We start from the raw sequence: 18180 nt of genomic DNA, 5'->3' as shown, positions 1-18180 counted from the left end.
CGTTTTTTTGTGTCTTTTGCGCGCGTTCCACAGTGACTTACCTAATAAAAAGAAAGGAAGATTCACATGGAATACCCCAGTCCCCAGATGAAACAGCGGAGTAGTTATCGAATCGCTAGGGGTGGCGTAAGCAACTCCTAAGTGCTAGGAGGAAAAAAAGATGTTAAAAAAACTATCGAAAGATCAAGAACTAAAATTACTTGCAAAATTGACCGAAAGAGAATTATTGATGGAGATGCGGACCTCCTTTCAAGGGTTATCGGAAGAAGATGCTGCAGAGCGTTTAGCAGAGTATGGTCCAAACAAAGTCGACGCACAAAAACCAACACCCGCTTGGTTGATGATCTTAGGCGCTTTTAAAGATCCCTTTGTGTTAGTTTTAGCCCTATTAATGATTATTTCTTTTGTAACAGGCGATATTGAAGCAGTGATCGTGATGGGAATCATGATTTTAGCCAGTGTCATGATTACTTTCGTCCAAGAATACCGTTCCCAAAAAGCAAGCTTAGCGTTAAAAGAACTTATTGAAAATACTTGTTCCGTAACCAGAGATGGAATCACGAGAGAAATTCCAATGGATGAAGTCGTTCCTGGAGACATCGTCACCTTAGCAACTGGCGACATGATCCCTGCGGATGCGATCTTGATTTGGACCAAAGATTTATTTATCAATCAATCTTCATTAACAGGCGAATCAATGCCCGTTGAAAAATTTGTCGACGCTGGGATCAAAGAAAGCGATGAACAAATTTCTGCACTAGATATGCAAGATCTTGTTTTCATGGGTACCGATGTCTTAAGTGGTCAAGGAAAAGCCATTATTTTGAAAACCGGTCAAAGTACATTCTTTGGCGATATTGCTAAAAATGCGACCACGAAACGCGGCAAAACAACCTTTGAAGATGGCTTAACGAAAGTCAGCAAACTATTGTTACGAATGGTCATGGTTCTTTTCCCAATCGTTTTATTGATCAATGGATTAACCAAGGGTGATTGGGGCGAAGCGTTGTTCTTCGCGATTGCAGTAGCAGTTGGTTTGACGCCAGAAATGCTACCAATGATCGTTACCAGTAACTTAGCCAAAGGGGCGATCTCTTTGTCAAAAGAAAAAGTGATCGTCAAAGAATTGCCTTCGATTCAAAACTTAGGTGCAATGGATGTATTATGTACCGATAAAACGGGTACGATCACCGAAGATCGTGTCGTGCTGGTACAACATTTAAATCCGTTTGGCGTAGAAGATAAACAAGTTCTTGATATGACCTATTTAAATTCTTACTATCAAACAGGGTGGAAAAACCTGATGGATATCGCAGTGCTAAACTACTATGAAGAAGAAGGTTTGGCAGCGCCATTTAACGATGTGACAAAAATCGATGAGATTCCTTTTGACTTTTCACGTCGTCGCTTGACGGTTGTTGTCAATGCGGATGGTCATCAACTGATGGTCACAAAAGGTGCAGCTGAAGAAATGGAACAAGTCTGCAAATACGTAGAAGTTGATGGCAAAGTGATGGAATTGACTCCTCAATTGAGAGAGCAATTACGTCAAGTGAACCTGCGCTTGAATAAACAAGGAATGCGCGTGTTGACAGTTGCCGTAAAACGCGATGCTCACGCAGATGCCGTTTATTCTGTAGCAGACGAACAAGACATGATCATGATTGGCTTTATGGGCTTCTTAGATCCAGCAAAAGAAACAGCCAAAACAGCGATTGCTTCTTTACACGGTCATGGCATCAATGTCAAAGTGTTGACTGGAGATAATGCGATCGTTGCGCAAAAAGTTTGCCGAGATGTTGGTATCGATGCAGATGAATACTTATTGGGAACCGATATTGATCATCTGTCAGATGAAGAGTTAGCAGCGAAAGCTGCAAAAACCAATCTGTTTGCAAAATTAAACCCAATGCAAAAATCACGAATCATTGAAACCATTCAAGCAGCAGGCCATACAGTCGGCTTTATGGGAGATGGCATCAACGATGCGCCTGCTTTACGCACGGCAGATGTTGGCATCTCGGTTGATACAGCAGCGGATATCACCAAAGATGCCAGCTCGATCATTTTATTAGAAAAAAGTTTAAATGTCCTTGATAAAGGGGTCATCGAAGGGCGCAAAGTATTTACCAATATGATGAAGTACATCAAAATGACGTTGAGTTCGAACTTCGGGAATGTCTTCTCGATCTTAGTTGCTAGTGCCTTTTTACCTTTCTTACCAATGTTGTCCATTCAATTGTTGGTTCAAAACTTGGTGTACGATATGGCACAATTGACGATTCCATGGGACAACGTAGACAAAGCAGAGTTAGAAAAACCAGTCAAATGGCAAGTAGGCGGACTATTGAAGTTTACCGTCGGCATTGGACCGGTCAGCAGCATCTTTGATATTTTGACCTTCTTTGTGATGTGGCATGTCTTTAGTGCAAATACGATCCAAGAGCAAGCCTTGTTCCAAGCAGGATGGTTTATGATCGGCTTAACGACACAAACCTTAGTCGTTCACATGATCCGAACAAGAAAATTACCATTTATCAATAGTATTGCTTCACCGGCAGTCTTGATCTCCAGCGTCCTAGCAATTGCAGTTGGCTTCTTAGTTATCTTGACGCCATTGCACACAGTCTTCGATTTTGCGGCGCTGCCATCAAGCTACTGGCCATGGTTTATTGGTATCAATTTCGCTTATTTAGTAACAGTTGAATTTGCCAAACGCATTTACATTCATGTGACGAAAGAATGGATTTAAAAAAACAGGTCGGCGTTCTTCCTATGGAGGGGAGAATTGCCGATCTGTTTCTTTTTATCCAATCTCTGTATTATTTTTTTCTCATCTTAAGAAAATTCTTTTTGATTCAAGTCGAATCCTTCACAAGTAATAAAAGGAGGTTAATGGTAAATCTGTTTAGCCAAATGATGATTGCTGTACTATTCTTAAATAAAAAAAAGAATCTGAAAAGAAAAAATTGAAGAAAGCGATTGCTTTAATGTGATTAATTTCACTAATGTTTTCTTAAGAGTTGCTACAGTGGGAATTGTTTTATTAAAAAAAATACCCTTTTCACTTGTCATTTTCGAAGTTAAATGATAATTTATAAGAGTAAATGAAATTTCGATAGTACAGATTTAAACCCTGTTACATACGAAAGTGAATTTTTATATCAGAGAGGAAAGTGTGTCAAGATGGCAAAAAAACAAAAAGCACTTGATTTCCAAGCGATTTTGGAGCAAGTCAATGCAGATTTTCCAACTTACCAAGCTTTGGACAAAGACGGGAAAATTGTAAATCAAGAGTTAGTACCAGATTTAAGTGACGACGAATTAGTTGAATTGATGACTCGTATGGTATGGTCTCGTGTATTAGACCAACGCTCAACTGCGTTAAACCGTCAAGGTCGTCTAGGTTTCTTCGCGCCAACTGCTGGACAAGAAGCAAGCCAATTAGCAAGTCAATTTGCTTTTGAAAAAGAAGACGTTCTATTACCAGGTTACCGTGATGTACCACAATTGATCCAACACGGTCTGCCATTGAAAGAAGCGTTCTTATGGTCACGTGGTCACGTTGCTGGGAACCTTTACCCAGAAGATTTAAAAGCATTGCCACCACAAATCATCATCGGTGCACAATACGTCCAAGCAGCCGGCGTTGCTTTAGGATTGAAAAAACGCAATAAGAAAAATGTTGTATTCACTTATACAGGTGATGGCGGTTCTTCACAAGGGGACTTCTATGAAGCAATCAACTTTGCAGGGGCATACCATGCAAACGCTGTATTCTACATCCAAAACAATGGTTTTGCGATCTCTACACCTCGTGAAGTACAAAGTGCGGCACCAACATTGGCACAAAAAGCAGCAGCAGCTGGGATCCCTGGTATCCAAGTTGACGGTATGGATCCATTGGCAGTGTACTATGTTTCTAAAGCAGCTCGTGAATGGGCAGCAAACGGCAACGGTCCTGTATTGATCGAAACCTTGACTTACCGTTACGGTCCACATACATTGTCTGGTGATGATCCAACCCGTTACCGTTCAAAAGACATGGACAGCGAATGGCAACAAAAAGATCCATTGGTACGTTTCCGTACTTACCTAACTGAAAAAGGACTTTGGTCTGAAGAAAAAGAAGAACAAGTCATTGAACAAACAAAAGAAGAAATCAAAGCAGCGATCGCTGAAGCTGACCGCGTGCCAAAACAAAAAGTTTCAGATTTCTTGAAAAACATGTTTGAAGTTCAACCACAAAACATTAAAGAACAAATTGCAACTTACGAAGCGAAGGAGTCGAAATAGTCATGGCACAAAAAACAATGATTCAAGCAATTACAGATGCCTTAGCTGTTGAAATGGAAAATGACAAAGAGATTTTAGTCTTTGGTGAAGATGTCGGTAAAAACGGCGGGGTTTTCCGTGCAACAGAAGGTTTACAAGAAAAATTCGGCGAAGATCGTGTCTTCGATACCCCTCTTGCTGAATCTGGTATCGGCGGCTTGGCTTTCGGTTTAGCATTAGAAGGTTTCCGTCCAGTTCCAGAAATCCAATTCTTTGGTTTCGTATTTGAAACCTTTGACGAAATCGTTGGTCAAATGGCGCGTACTCGTTACCGTATGGGTGGTACACGTAATTTACCAATCACTATTCGTTCACCATTTGGTGGCGGTGTGCACACACCAGAATTGCACTCAGATAACTTGGAAGGATTGATCGCTCAATCACCTGGTATCCGTGTCGTTATTCCATCAAACCCATATGATGCAAAAGGATTATTGATTGCTTCTATCCGCAGCAATGACCCAGTTGTTTTCTTAGAGCACATGAAACTTTACCGTTCATTCCGTGAAGAAGTGCCAGAAGAAGCATACGAAGTTCCTTTAGACAAAGCAGCAGTAACTCGTGAAGGTTCTGATGTTTCCATCATCACTTATGGTGCGATGGTTCGTGAAGCAATCAAAGCTGCTGACAACTTAGCGAAAGAAAACATCAACGCTGAAATCATCGACTTGCGTACAGTTGCTCCTCTTGATGTTGAAACGATCATCAAATCAGTTGAAAAAACTGGTCGTGTGGTTGTCGTTCAAGAAGCACAAAAACAAGCAGGTGTTGGCGCTCAAGTCGTTTCTGAAATTTCTGAACGTGCGGTTCTATCACTAGAAGCTCCAATCGGACGCGTGTCTGCACCAGATACGATCTTCCCATTCGGTCAAGCTGAAAACATTTGGTTGCCAAATGCAAAAGACATCGAAGACAAAGTGAAAGAAATCGTGAACTTTTAATAGTTGAAGAAGGGAAGAATAGAAAATGGCATTTCAATTTAAATTACCGGATATCGGTGAAGGAATTGCAGAAGGCGAAATCGTAAAATGGTTCGTCAAAGCAGGGGATACCATCAATGAAGATGATACCTTACTAGAAGTTCAAAATGATAAATCAGTGGAAGAAATTCCATCTCCAGTAACAGGAACAGTGAAAAACATCGTTGTCCCTGAAGGTACAGTCGCAAACGTTGGGGATGTCCTTGTTGAGATCGATGCACCAGGACATGAAGACAACGAAGGCGATGAAGGTGTAGCAGCAGAGTCTCAAACACCAGCAAAACCAGCGGCAGAACCTACAACGGAAACGGCTGAAGCATCAGCTGGTTCTTCTGAAGGCGCAGGCGTTTTCCAATTCAAATTACCAGATATCGGTGAAGGTATTGCAGAAGGTGAAATCGTAAAATGGTTCGTTAAAGCAGGAGATACCATCAATGAAGATGATACGTTGCTTGAAGTTCAAAACGACAAATCAGTGGAAGAAATTCCATCTCCTGTAACAGGAACAGTGAAAAACATCGTTGTTGCTGAAGGAACAGTCGCAAATGTTGGGGATGTTTTAGTTGAAATCGACGCACCTGGTCACAACAGTGCGCCTGCTTCATCAAGCACATCTGCAGAAGCACCAAAAGAAAAAGTGGAAACTTCTGGTTCAGCAAGTGTTGTTGAAGCAGCAGATCCTAACAAACGCGTCTTGGCTATGCCTTCTGTACGTCAATTTGCTCGTGAAAAAGATGTTGATATTTCTCAAGTATCAGCAACAGGTAAAGGCGGCCGTGTAACAAAAGAAGACATCGAAAACTTCCTATCAGGTGGCGGACAAGCTGCAAAAGCTGAAACTCAAGCTCCTGCGAAAGAAGAAACAAAAGCTGCAGCAACTGAAAGCAAACCAGCAGCTCCAGCAAAAGCCTTCAAATCAAACTTAGGTGATTTAGAAGAACGTGTGGCCTTAACACCTACACGTAAAGCAATCGCTAAAGCGATGGTAAACAGTAAACAAACAGCACCTCATGTAACCTTGCATGATGAAGTTGAAGTAACAAACCTATGGGATAACCGTAAGAAATTCAAAGAAGTTGCTGCTGCAAACGGCACAAAACTTACTTTCTTACCATATGTTGTGAAAGCATTGACTGCAACAGTGAAAAAATTCCCTATCTTGAATGCGTCGATCGATGATGCAAAACAAGAGATCGTATACAAAAACTATTACAACATCGGTATCGCAACAGATACTGACCATGGTTTGTATGTACCAAACGTAAAAGATGCAGATCGTAAAGGCATGTTTGCTATCGCCGATGAAATCAACGAAAAAGCAAAACTTGCTCATGACGGCAAATTAGCTGCAGATGATATGCGTAACGGTACCATCACGATCAGTAACATTGGTTCAGTTGGTGGCGGCTGGTTCACACCAGTAATCAACTACCCTGAAGTAGCTATTTTGGGTGTAGGTACGATCGCGCAACAACCAATCGTAAACGCTGAAGGCGAAATCGTTGTCGGACGTGTGATGAAACTTTCATTAAGCTTCGACCACCGTATCGTTGATGGCGCAACAGCGCAACAAGCAATGAATAATATCAAACGTCTATTAGCTGATCCAGAGCTATTAATGATGGAAGGATGATTAACAAATGGTAGTTGGAGATTTTGCTGTTGAATTAGATACAGTTGTAATCGGTGCGGGACCTGGCGGCTATGTAGCTGCCATCCGCGCTGCTGAAATGGGACAAAAAGTAGCAATCATTGAAAGAGAATACATCGGCGGCGTTTGTTTAAACGTTGGTTGTATCCCTTCAAAAGCTTTGATCGCTGCAGGTCATCATTACCAAGAATCTTTGGATTCAACAATGTTTGGTGTAACAAGTGAAAATGTTTCCCTTGATTTTACCAAAACACAAGAATGGAAAGACAACAAAGTCGTTAAAACGTTAACTTCTGGTGTTGGTTTCCTATTGAAAAAACATAAAGTTGAAACAATTGAAGGAGAAGCTTTCTTCGTTGATGATCACACATTGCGTGTCATCCACCCAGATTCAGCACAAACTTACTCTTTCAACAATGCAATCATCGCAACAGGTTCTCGTCCAATTGAAATCCCTGGTTTCAAATTCGGCGGACGTGTCCTTGATTCAACTGGCGGATTGGCATTAAAAGAAGTTCCTAAAAAATTTGTTGTTATCGGTGGCGGTGTCATCGGTTCTGAACTAGGTGCAGCGTATGCAAACCTAGGTGCAGAAGTAACAATCCTTGAAGGTTCTCCTCAAATCTTGCCAACCTATGAAAAAGACATGGTCAAATTGGTTGAAGAAGACTTTGCGAAAAAAGGTGTAACAGTCGTTACCAACGCAATGGCGAAAGAAGCAATTGACAATGGCGATAGCGTAACTGTGAAATATGCCGTAGATGGTAAAGAAGAATCAGTTACTGCTGATTACGTGATGGTTACTGTTGGCCGTCGTCCAAATACTGATGACATGGGCTTGGAACAAGCAGGTGTTGAAGTAGGCGAACGCGGATTGATCACGGTTGACAAACAAGGCCGTACCAACGTATCAAACATCTACGCAATTGGTGATATCGTTCCTGGTGCTGCATTAGCACATAAAGCCAGCTACGAAGCAAAAATCGCTGCTGAAGCAATCTCTGGCAAAAAAGTTGCTGTTGATTACAAAGCGATGCCTGCAGTTGCCTTTACTGACCCAGAATTGGCTTCTGTCGGTATGACGATCAAAGATGCCAAGGATGCTGGAATTGAAGCAAAAGCATTCAAATTCCCATTCTCAGGTAACGGTCGTGCGTTATCTCTAGGAAAAACCGAAGGATTCATTCGCTTAGTAACAACGGTTGAAGACAATGTGATCATCGGTGCGCAAATTGCTGGTTTAGGAGCAAGCGATATGGTTTCAGAACTTGCTCTTGCTATTGAATCTGGCATGAACGCAGAAGATATCGCGTTAACCATCCATCCACATCCATCTCTAGGTGAGATCACAATGGATGCTGCTGAGTTAGCTCTAGGTTTACCAATCCACATTTAAGCTTTTTGAAACTCGTTCATCATTTGGTGAACGAGTTTTTTTATCACCAAAAATAAAGCGATCCTAAACTATTGACAGAATCTTCTGTAAATGATACGATGCTCTTAATATTTCAACCGTTGATGAGGAAAGTACATTGATTTGGCAAGCCTAGAGAGTCTTCGTAGGGTGCAAGAAGAACTTGTAGAATCAATCGAAAATGGCCTCAGAGGTGATCTTCTGAACTTGTACGAAAGATAAGAAGATCCGGGTGCGCCCGCTATCGCGTCAGAGTATAACGACGTTTATTTGTCGCGTACTTGCTGAGAAGCATGCTGGAAAGTCTGCTTGAATAAAGGTGGTAACACGTAAACACGTCCTTTGATATCTCGATATCAGAGGGCTTTTTTATTTGTATTATTAAGGAGGAATAGTATGACAGAAAGATTTGAGACGATTCAATTACACGGAGGACAAACACCAGATCCTACCACAGGGAGTCGCGCCGTACCCATTTATCAAACCACATCGTATGTGTTTGAGGACGCAGATCAAGCGGCAGCGAGATTTAGTCTTAGTGAGAATGGCAATATCTATACCCGTATTACCAATCCGACAACGGCTGTTCTAGAAGAACGACTAGCCCTCTTAGAAGGCGGTGTCGGTGCGTTAGCAACGGCTTCTGGCTCAGCAGCGATCACCTATGCGATTTTAAATCTTGCACAAGCAGGAGATCATATCGTTTCTGCTGCTTCAATTTATGGGGGGACCTATAATTTATTCGCTCATACGTTGCCAGATTTTGGCATCACTACAAGCTTTGTTGATAGTGAAGATCTGGCAGCACTAAAAGCAGCCATCCAAGAAAATACTAAAGCAGTTTTTCTAGAGTCTTTAGGCAATCCAGATATTGATATTGCCGACTTTAAAAAGATTGCAGCGATCGCTCATGAAGCAGGGATTCCCCTCATCATTGACAATACCTTTGCGACTCCCTATCTGTTTCGAGGATTTGAGCATGGGGCGGACATCGTCGTTTATTCCACGACAAAATACCTCGGTGGTCACGGCGCTGCTTTGGGAGGGGCCATTATCGACAGCGGCAACTTTGATTGGACAAATGGCAAATTTCCCAAGCTGGTCGATCCCGATCATAGCTACCATGGAATCTCATGGGTAGAAGCCGCTGGTAACGCTGCCTATATCACTCGAGCACGAACGATTCTTTTACGGGATACAGGCGCTGCGATTTCTCCCTTCAATTCATGGGTGTTGCTGTTAGGCATCGAGACGCTTTCGTTGCGGATGGAACGTCATGTAGAAAATGCGCAACAAGTTGCTGAATTTTTAGCCAAGCACTCGGAAGTCTCTTGGGTTCATTTCCCAACACTGCCGGACAGCCCCTATTTTGAACGGGCGCAGGAGTATTTCCCCAAAGGGACCAGTTCCGTCTTTTCCTTTGGATTAAAGGGTGGAGCAGAAGCAAGCAAAACCTTTTGTGGCGCAACCAAGCTCTTCTCTTTGCTGGCAAATGTCGGGGATGCAAAGTCCTTGATCATCCATCCAGCTTCGACGACCCATTCCCAGCTTAGCGTAGAAGAACTTGCAGCAGCCAAAATTCGTCCAGAGACGATTCGCCTATCCATTGGATTGGAAAACATCAACGATCTCTTGGAAGATCTCACGCAAGCCTTCCAACAGCTCTAAATAGTTGAAGCAGTAGGAAAAGCGCAGGATACTATGCTGCGCTTTTTTGTTGTCGGTTAGTGTTTCAAATAAAACTGCGGTTTCTGTTGGTAGAAGGATAGAAAATCCATCGGTTCTATGCTATATTTAGTTGCTAAGGAATATGGATAAGGTGGGGGATGTATGCGTAATCATGCGAGTGACAAGAGGATTCGGTTTTACTACACAAGTTTGCAATTTCTTTATTGGATGATGTTTTGCTCAATCTATGGCTTTGCGACCCTTTTTTTGATTTATTTCAAGGTCGATCCAGCAAAAATTGGCGGTATTTTAGCCTTAGTCAATATTGCGTCTACGATTTTGCAGCCCTTCATCAGTCAAATCATTATCAAAAAAAGTAAAGTACCGCTGATCGTTGTCTTGAAAACGATGACAATCGGCGTGGTCGCGGTGCTCTTAGCAGGTGTGATTTTCCCTGCATTATCAATACTGACCTATGTCTTAGGAGGGATTTTGCTCGTTTCCATGCAGTCCTTTCTCAACGCCTTGGCGTTTGAATACACGAATAGCGGCAACAAAATCAATTTTGGCTTTTCGCGTGCGGGTGGGTCACTAGGATTTGCGGGAACCTCCTTTTTACTGGGGCAGCTCTTGGAGGAGTTTTCGGCAGCCCTTTTGCCAATGATCGCTATCGGGCAGGCCGTTTTGTTTCTCATTATTTTGCTTTTGCTGCCAGCGATCAAGAAGCCAGAAATGCCCGTGATGCATACAGAACAAAGTCATTCAGGTGCCTTTTTGAAAAAATATCCTTTTTTACTCTTTCTCTTTGTCGGGTTTAGCTTTCTTTTCAGCTTCCACACGATGATCAACAGCTTTTTGGCACAAATTTTTGCCGATATTGGCGGTGGCAGTAAGGAAGTTGGCATCGCCCTGATGGTTGCGGCGTTATGCGAATTGCCTGGCATGATTTTCTTTGAACAGTTAGTGAGGATACGGTCTAGCCGTTTTTGGCTGTTGTTTTCCAGTGTTGCCTTTGCCATTCGTGGGGTGCTCATGCTGTTGATCAGCTCCATCATCTTGATGGAATTGAGCCATTTGATGCAAGGGGTTAGTTTTGCTTTGTTTATTCCAGCTTCGGCTTATTTGTTCAACCATAGTTTGGCAGATGAAGATCGGGTTTTTGGACAAACGATTATTATCATTGCTACCACGATCGGTGGAGTGATCGGCAATCTTTTGGGCGGGATGCTGATCCAAAGCTTCGGTGTTTGGGAAATGCTTTTGATTGGGACTGGGTTTGCCGTTCTAGGTGCTGCATTGACCTTTATCGGTGTGAAAAAAATCCCTAAAAGTAACAAGAAACTAGCGATCCTAAGCGAATGATCGATAGGTAGAAAAAAGAGTTGCGGCCGTATTTGCTTCGGTCGCAACTCTTTTGAATCTGATCAACGGGTACTATTTCTTTTCTAATACAGCGATAAATTCCCGCATATAGTCTGGTAGATCTGGGGGACGGCGGCTGGAAACGATATGTCCATCCGTAACCACAGGTGTATCCACCCATGTGGCTCCAGCATTTGTCATATCATCTTTGATGCCTGGTGTACTGGTGACCGTCTTGTCTTTCAGGATATTCGCAGAAATCAAGACCCAGCCTGCATGACAGATTTGACCAATGACTTTTTCGTCTTTGTCCATCGTTTGCACGAAAGAGATGACCTCTGGGAAACGTCGTAATTTATCAGGCGCCCAACCACCTGGAACTAAGATGGCATCGTAGTCATCGGCATGAATATCAGAAAAAGCATAGGCTGATTCTGCGGGTACACCGTATTTGCCAATATACGTTTTATGCGCTTCTTCACCGACTAAATCGACTTGCGCGCCTTCTTCCCGTAACCGATGGACCGGGTACCACAGTTCTAAATCTTCGAAATCATTGTCGACTAAGGCAATGATTTTTTTGTTTTCTAAACGCAAGAGAATTCCTCCTTTTTCTTGTTATTCTTACTGTAACATCATGCAAAGAGAAACACCAAAAGTATGCTTCTTAAAAAATGCCAAGAAGCTATTTTGAGAATGGTCATTCAGAGAAATGGTATTGATGTAAGCGTTGTAATCATTAGGAAAGTAAGAGATAATGAAAGAAAGCCAAAGGAGGCGAAGATGTGGAAGCATTCGAAAATGCTCGAAAATTTATTTACAAAAACGCGCGCCCTTTAGACCTTGCTCGTTGGCAGTATCATTTTGAAAATGGATCTCGCGAGGCTGTATTACAGGCGTTACAATTCTACCAAAATGAAGATGGTGGGTATGGGCATGGTTTGGAACCTGATCATTGGAATCCCAACAGTACACCGATTGCAGTGTGGGAGGCATGTCGAATTTTAAGAGAGCTTGAATGCCTTCATTCGACAAATCCACAAGTCCAAGGGATTTTAAGGTATTTAGCTAGTGGAAAAGAGTTTTCTGAAGGGAAATGGTTCAACCAAGTGCCGTCAACGGTATCCTATCCGCATGCGATTTGGTGGGAGAGTCCTGTAGGCGTGCCAGCAGACAACCCAACGGTAAGTCTAGCTGGTATGATCTTAAAAACAGGGGAAACTACCCTCTATCAAAAAGCACAAGAAATCGTTGAAACAGCAGTTGCAAGTTTCCTTAAGGAACCAACCAGTGAAATGCACACATTAGTCGTCTATCTAGAATTATTACAAGACTGTGAAGAAATCCAGTATCAGCCTGTTTTAGCAAATGAACGCTTTCGCGAGATCTTATTCCAGCAAATTCGCCATACTGTCTCAAACGAGCCAGAAGAGTGGTTCACGTCTTATGTCAGTAAACCTTCAAATTTTTTCTTTACAAGAGAGCAGCTGCTTGGGATCTTTAGTGAAGAATTATGTAAAAAAGAAGCCCAAGAAATTTTAAAATACCAACAAGAAGATGGATCATTTGTCATTCCATGGCAATGGGGAACGGATTACCCAGAGTTTTTCATAAGTAAACAGTGGTGGAAATCAATTACTATCATTAAAAATTTTTTGTTTTTGCAGGCTTTTCTAGACGAACCTTTTTGAAATCGGTCATTTTCTAATAAGCAATCTCGTTGAAAGAACAAAGGAATTTCCTTCTTAATTTGAGATTCATGGGTTTCAGCTTCTAAAAATCTCAATAGTTTGTATACAAGAGGTACATTCATTGCTAGGATGTACCTTTTTTGCAGCGGAGGCTCTGACCTATTTTCAATTTTGTGGTACACTGAATAAGATGAATAGGAGTGGTAATATGCGGGATTATCAATATCCTCTTGACTTAGATTGGTCGACAGATGAAATGGTCGTCGTCATGAAGATGTGGGAACGATTAGAACAAGCCTATGAAAAAGGCCTTCCTAGTAGTACGTTTCTTGAGGCGTATCAAGCCTTTAAGAAAGTCGTTCCTAGCATTGGCGAGGAACGCCGTTTAGGCAGAGAATTTGAAGAACTATCAGGCTATTCGCTGTACCATGCTGTGCAGGCAGCGAAAAAGACTGAGGGAAAACTAAAAATGAAAGGGTAGATCAACGAATGCATGAAATCGTTAATGAAGTTCGCCAGTGGATGATCGCTGCAGGTGAAACGATCAAAGACAATTTAAATAAAGAAGACTTAGTGGTCGAGACAAAATCAGGACGGAAAGACTTAGTGACAGAATTGGATAAAGCCACGCAAGATTTTCTGATTGGTAAGATCCAATCCTATGATCCGGATGCCAAAATTTTAGGTGAAGAAAACGGACTGGACACACTTGCCGACATGAGTGGGCGGGTCTTCATCATTGATCCGATCGATGGAACGATGAATTTCGTGTTAGAAAAAGAAAACTTTTGTATCATGATCGCGATTTACGAAGAGAGCAAAGGGCGCTTTGGCTTTGTCTATAATGTTATGAAAGATGAATTCTTATGGGGTGGTCCAGAGATTGGTGTCTATAACAATGGCGAGAAGATCGAACCGCCGAAAGATATTGCCTTATCCGAAGGTCTCGTTGGCTTGAATTCGCCCATGTTGATCCATAACCGCCACCACGAAACCGAGGTCAGTGACAAAGCATTAGGCATTCGTATGACTGGCTGTGCTGGGGTAGAGCTGATCGCCCTCGCTAAAGGACAAAGAGCAGGCTATCTTTCTCATCTTGCGCCATGGGATTATGCGCCAGGGGGCGTTTTGTTAGAAACCCTTGGATTAAAGATGGCAAACATCAAAGGAGAGCCGCTATCCTTGAATGGACGGGAATTGTTCGTAGGCGGTACACCGAAAGCTTTTGAAGAATTATTGGCGATCGTTAATCAATAAGAAAAAACCAGATATTTTATTAATATCTGGTTTTTTCTGCAAAAATGAAAACTTTGCACTATATTTCAGAAAGAAATTCTGGTATAATGGCTTGTCGAGTGCAATGTCACCAAAAAAGGAGTTTATAAATTGAATATTAGAAATGATATCCGCAACGTCGCTATTATTGCCCACGTTGACCACGGAAAAACTACATTAGTTGATGAATTATTGAAACAATCCCAAACGTTAGATAGCCATACCCAATTACAAGAACGGGCGATGGATTCAAATGCGATCGAAAAAGAACGTGGCATCACGATCTTAGCGAAAAATACAGCGGTTGAATACAACGGTACAAAAATCAATATCATGGATACCCCAGGACACGCGGACTTCGGTGGTGAAGTAGAGCGGATCATGAAAATGGTCGATGGTGTTGTTTTGGTTGTTGATGCTTATGAAGGAACGATGCCTCAAACACGTTTCGTATTGAAAAAAGCGTTGGAACAACACTTAGTGCCAATCGTAGTTGTCAACAAAATCGACAAACCATCTGCTCGTCCTGAGCATGTCGTCGATGAAGTCTTAGAACTATTTATCGAATTAGGTGCCGACGATGACCAATTGGACTTTCCAGTGATCTACGCTTCTGCGATCAACGGAACTTCAAGTGAATCAGATGATCCTGCTGATCAACAAAAAACGATGGCACCATTGTTTGATACGATCATCGAACATATTCCAGCGCCAATCGACAACAGCGATGAACCATTGCAATTCCAAGTATCATTGCTTGATTACAATGACTACGTTGGACGTATCGGTATTGGCCGTGTCTTCCGCGGATCAATCAAAGTCGGCGACCAAGTTGCATTGATGAAATTAAACGGAGAAGTTAAAAAGTTCCGTGTGACGAAACTTTTCGGTTTCTTCGGTTTGAAACGTTTAGAAATCCAAGAAGCCAAAGCCGGTGATTTGATTGCCGTTTCTGGGATGGAAGATATCTTCGTTGGTGAAACTGTTACACCAATCGATCATCAAGATTCATTACCTGTTTTACACATTGATGAACCAACTTTGCAAATGACCTTTATCGTGAACAATTCACCATTTGCGGGTCGCGAAGGAAAATTCGTAACCGCTCGTAAAATTGAAGAACGCTTAATGGCGCAATTGCAAACAGACGTTTCATTGCGTGTGGATCCAATCGGACCTGATTCATGGATCGTTTCTGGACGTGGCGAACTTCATTTGTCAATTTTGATCGAAAATATGCGTCGTGAAGGCTTTGAATTGCAAGTTTCTCGTCCAGAAGTTATCGAACGCGAAATCGATGGCGTGAAATGTGAACCATTTGAACGAGTGCAAATCGATACCCCAGAAGAATACATGGGATCAGTAATCGAATCATTGGGAATGCGTAAAGCAGAAATGCAAGATATGATCAATACAGGGAATGGACAAGTACGGATCATTTTCTTGGCACCAGCTCGTGGCTTGATCGGTTACACGACAGAATTCCTATCAATGACTCGCGGCTACGGCATCATGCACCACACTTTCGATCAATATTTGCCAATGATCCAAGGACAAATTGGTGGCCGTCATCAAGGTGCACTTGTATCGATCGATACAGGAAAAGCAACAACATACTCGATCATGAGTATTGAAGAACGTGGAACGGTCTTCGTTGAACCAGGTACCGAAGTGTACGAAGGAATGATCATTGGTGAAAACTCTCGTGACAAAGACTTAACGGTCAATATCACGAAAGCAAAACAAATGACCAACGTCCGTTCAGCAAACAAAGACCAAACCTCAGTTATCAAGAAACCTCGTATTCTTTCTTTGGAAGAATCACTGGAATTCTTGAATGATGATGAATACTGTGAAGTAACACCAGAAAGCATTCGTTTAAGAAAACAAATCTTGAACAAGAGCGAACGGGAAAAATCACAGAAAAAGAAAAATAACTGATAACTAAAACAGTGATCAAAAGTTTTAAACACTTCTGATCTGTTCGATTTTCCGAAGGATGGAAAAGGGATTGCTCCTGTGTTGCAGCGGCTCTTCGCCGCAGGACCCAGAAAAAGCAATCAGCCGATTTCCCTCCTTCGGTTCTTTTTTGCTCGAAGTCAAATTGAACCGTTAGAATAAGCACCGCTTGCAATTTCGGCCATTCCTTTTTAAAATGAAGAAAGCAAGCACAAAGGAGAAATCTATGAAAAATTATCCTGTTAAAAAGAATCAGGAACTTGAAGTTGATATTTTGGATCTTTCCCATGAAGGAAATGGGATCGCCAAAGTCGATGGGTACTTATTATTTATTGAAAACACCCTGCCAAATGAACGTGCCTTAGTCAAAGTGTTGAAAGTCGGAAACAAATTTGGTTTTGCCAAAGTGATGAAATTGTTGCAAGCAAGTCCTGATCGGCAAGAATTGCCGAATGAAGCATTGCTGCGCACCGGTATCGCTCCATTGAGTCATTTGAGCTATGACAAACAATTAGCCTTCAAACAGCAGCAAGTAGAGAATGTTTTGGCTAAAATCGCCAAACTGCCTGAAATCAAGGTCAATGCACCAATCGGAATGGAAAAACCATTTGGTTACCGCAACAAAGCGCAAATCCCTGTGCAAAAGATTCATGGGAAATTAACGACTGGATTTTACCGCAAAAACAGTCATACTCTGGTACCGATCGAAGACTTTTATATTCAAGATCCAAACATCGATCAAGCAATCATCAAAGTCAGAGATATCTTGCAGCGCTTCAATGTCAAAGCCTACAATGAAGAAGCCCATGAAGGGTTCTTACGCCACATTGTCGTTCGTCGTGGGCATCACTCAGGTGAAATGATGGTCGTATTAGTGACACGTAAACCGAAATTCTTCAAGGGAGAAGAGATCGCGGAAGTGATCCACGAAGAGATTCCAGAAGTTGTTTCTGTCATTCAAAACATCAATGAAGAAAAAACCAATGTGATCATGGGCGAGTTCGAGCGTGTTTTGTATGGCAAGTCATCGATCGATGATCAATTATTAGGCAAAACCTTCCAAATCTCAGCGAAATCTTTCTACCAAGTCAACACAGCGCAAACAGAAGTCTTGTACCAAACCGCCTTCGAGATGGCACAACTGTCTGAAAATGATGTCGTTGTGGATGCTTATGCAGGAATCGGAACGATCGGGATTAGTTTGGCTGATCGCGTGAAAGAAGTGTTAGGGATGGAAGTCATTCCTGAAGCAGTGAACGATGCCAAAGCCAATGCCAAAAGAAATGGTGTCGAAAACGTGCATTACTTTATCGGTAAAGCCGAAAAAATCATGCCGCAATGGCTACGCGAAGGCATTCAACCGACAGTCGTCTTCGTTGATCCACCTCGCAAAGGTTTAGATGCTAGCTTTATCGAAACGACTGCTGCGGTTAAACCAGAGCGCATCGTCTACATTTCCTGCAATCCAGCAACCTTGGCTCGTGACCTCGCGTTATTTGCGGAAGAAGGGTATGTGACAAAAGAAGTCCAACCTGTTGATTTGTTCCCACAAACGACCCATGTGGAGTGTGTCGTGTTGTTAGAACGTCGTTAAGAAAAAACGAGCTTCTTTTCAGCAATTTTGACCGTGAATTCTTATTATGGTAATTGTCATAAAATCTTACGATACCAAAGTTGCTAGAGAAAGCGAGTCAATTGATAAATAAGCAACTATAACCCATCTGTTTATCTAATTACGTCGATTGTGACGTTTGGAATGGATGAAATATAAAACCAGAAACTGGAACAGAAAGACACTCTTTTTTGTTCCAGTTTTTTTTGTTCTTTCTCACTATTGATGAGCGG

The 18180-nt window shown here is 42.1% G+C and carries 13 protein-coding genes and 1 other annotated feature; of the genes, 12 read left to right on the top strand and 1 reads right to left on the bottom strand.

Annotation, left to right across the window (positions count from 1 at the left end):
* Positions 1 to 160 precede the first annotated feature (160 nt).
* From mgtA to IGI77_RS10165, 7 genes are all read left to right on the top strand, one after another.
* On the top strand, positions 161 to 2752 hold the full coding sequence (gene mgtA / locus IGI77_RS10195; RefSeq protein WP_010749598.1) for a magnesium-translocating P-type ATPase: 2592 nt from the start codon (positions 161 to 163) through the stop codon (positions 2750 to 2752).
* 434 nt (positions 2753 to 3186) lie between these two features.
* Complete coding sequence (pdhA, locus tag IGI77_RS10190; protein ID WP_005231936.1) at positions 3187 to 4296, top strand: pyruvate dehydrogenase (acetyl-transferring) E1 component subunit alpha; 1110 nt, start codon at positions 3187 to 3189, stop codon at positions 4294 to 4296.
* A gap of 2 nt (positions 4297 to 4298) precedes the next feature.
* A complete protein-coding gene (locus IGI77_RS10185) occupies positions 4299 to 5276 on the top strand; it encodes an alpha-ketoacid dehydrogenase subunit beta (protein ID WP_005230047.1) in 978 nt (325 codons plus the stop codon).
* Between the two features lie 25 nt (positions 5277 to 5301).
* A complete protein-coding gene (locus IGI77_RS10180) occupies positions 5302 to 6948 on the top strand; it encodes a dihydrolipoyllysine-residue acetyltransferase (RefSeq protein WP_005230050.1) in 1647 nt (548 codons plus the stop codon).
* Positions 6949 to 6955: 7 nt separating this feature from the next.
* The gene (gene lpdA, locus IGI77_RS10175) at positions 6956 to 8362 is read left to right on the top strand and encodes a dihydrolipoyl dehydrogenase (protein ID WP_005230052.1); all 1407 of its coding nucleotides are present in this window, start codon (positions 6956 to 6958) and stop codon (positions 8360 to 8362) included.
* 110 nt (positions 8363 to 8472) lie between these two features.
* Positions 8473 to 8726: a binding site (T-box leader), on the top strand.
* A 50-nt stretch (positions 8727 to 8776) separates the two neighbouring features.
* Complete coding sequence (locus IGI77_RS10170; protein ID WP_016613342.1) at positions 8777 to 10048, top strand: O-acetylhomoserine aminocarboxypropyltransferase/cysteine synthase family protein; 1272 nt, start codon at positions 8777 to 8779, stop codon at positions 10046 to 10048.
* A gap of 162 nt (positions 10049 to 10210) precedes the next feature.
* Positions 10211 to 11410 (top strand): MFS transporter, encoded by a 1200-nt coding sequence (locus IGI77_RS10165; protein ID WP_194193780.1) that lies wholly within the window; start codon positions 10211 to 10213, stop codon positions 11408 to 11410.
* A 72-nt stretch (positions 11411 to 11482) separates the two neighbouring features.
* Here IGI77_RS10165 and IGI77_RS10160 read toward each other — a convergent pair whose 3' ends face one another.
* Positions 11483 to 12007, bottom strand: coding sequence for a type 1 glutamine amidotransferase domain-containing protein (locus tag IGI77_RS10160; RefSeq protein WP_087627613.1), 525 nt, complete (start codon positions 12005 to 12007; stop codon positions 11483 to 11485).
* A gap of 188 nt (positions 12008 to 12195) precedes the next feature.
* Here IGI77_RS10160 and IGI77_RS10155 point away from each other — a divergent pair, with 188 nt between their 5' ends.
* From IGI77_RS10155 to rlmD, 5 genes are all read left to right on the top strand, one after another.
* Complete coding sequence (locus IGI77_RS10155; protein WP_195961269.1) at positions 12196 to 13101, top strand: hypothetical protein; 906 nt, start codon at positions 12196 to 12198, stop codon at positions 13099 to 13101.
* 208 nt (positions 13102 to 13309) lie between these two features.
* Positions 13310 to 13582 (top strand): UPF0223 family protein, encoded by a 273-nt coding sequence (locus IGI77_RS10150; RefSeq protein ID WP_008381425.1) that lies wholly within the window; start codon positions 13310 to 13312, stop codon positions 13580 to 13582.
* A gap of 8 nt (positions 13583 to 13590) precedes the next feature.
* On the top strand, positions 13591 to 14358 hold the full coding sequence (locus IGI77_RS10145; protein ID WP_074535235.1) for an inositol monophosphatase family protein: 768 nt from the start codon (positions 13591 to 13593) through the stop codon (positions 14356 to 14358).
* A gap of 129 nt (positions 14359 to 14487) precedes the next feature.
* The gene (gene typA, locus IGI77_RS10140) at positions 14488 to 16317 is read left to right on the top strand and encodes a translational GTPase TypA (protein WP_005236363.1); all 1830 of its coding nucleotides are present in this window, start codon (positions 14488 to 14490) and stop codon (positions 16315 to 16317) included.
* A 244-nt stretch (positions 16318 to 16561) separates the two neighbouring features.
* Complete coding sequence (rlmD, locus tag IGI77_RS10135) at positions 16562 to 17929, top strand: 23S rRNA (uracil(1939)-C(5))-methyltransferase RlmD (protein WP_074535237.1); 1368 nt, start codon at positions 16562 to 16564, stop codon at positions 17927 to 17929.
* The last annotated feature ends 251 nt before the right edge of the window (positions 17930 to 18180 follow it).

Origin of the sequence: Enterococcus sp. DIV0213h, from assembly GCF_051711285.1 — a bacterium.
GTDB lineage: Bacteria > Bacillota > Bacilli > Lactobacillales > Enterococcaceae > Enterococcus_D > Enterococcus_D casseliflavus.
Note: the sequence above shows the minus strand (reverse complement) of the source record. Positions and strands in the feature narration are given on the sequence as shown.